This is a genomic window from Neisseria sp. P0021.S006, from assembly GCF_051956895.1.
The window spans coordinates 1-575 of sequence record NZ_JBQCWZ010000929.1 but is presented as its reverse complement, the minus strand read 5'-3'; the positions used below and the strand labels follow the sequence as shown (position 1 = coordinate 575).

At 47.8% G+C, this 575-nt stretch carries 1 protein-coding gene and 1 pseudogene; both read left to right on the top strand.

The features are described 5' to 3' along the window. Positions 1-15 precede the first annotated feature (15 nt). A complete protein-coding gene (locus ACTHUM_RS17960; RefSeq protein WP_440403683.1) occupies positions 16-405 on the top strand; it encodes a RidA family protein in 390 nt (129 codons plus the stop codon). A 70-nt stretch (positions 406-475) separates the two neighbouring features. Beyond that, a pseudogene (locus ACTHUM_RS17955) lies at positions 476-575 on the top strand (diadenosine tetraphosphatase); the annotation flags it as partial.

The following is a 575-nucleotide window of genomic DNA, read 5'->3' as shown; positions in this document are numbered from 1 at the left end:
TTTGAGGAGAATATCATGTCTAAAACCATTATCCATACCGACAAAGCCCCTGCCGCGATTGGTGCATACAGCCAAGCAGTCCGTGCAGGCGATACGGTTTATATGAGCGGTCAGATTCCTTTGGATCCAGCTACGATGACCGTGGTCGGCGATGGCGACTTCCGCGCCGAAGCAGTGCAAGTATTTAAAAACCTGCAAGCCGTAGCCGAAGCAGCAGGCGGTTCTTTGAACGATATCGTCAAACTCAATGCTTATTTGACCGATTTGGCCAACTTTGCCGTGTTCAATGAAGTGATGGCTGAATTTATCAAACAACCTTTCCCTGCACGTGCGGCGGTTGGCGTGGCCAGCCTGCCTAAAGGCGTTCAGGTTGAAGCAGAAGCAGTATTGGTTTTAAATGCATAATTGATGTTTTCAGACGGCCTAGGCTGGGCTTGAGGCCGTCTGAAAATAATAACAACGGAAAACAATAATAATGGCACATTACGCAATCGTAGACATTCAAGGCTGTTTTGACGAGCTGACTTTGTTGCTTGCCAAAATCGGCTTTAATCATGGTACGGACACCCTTTGGC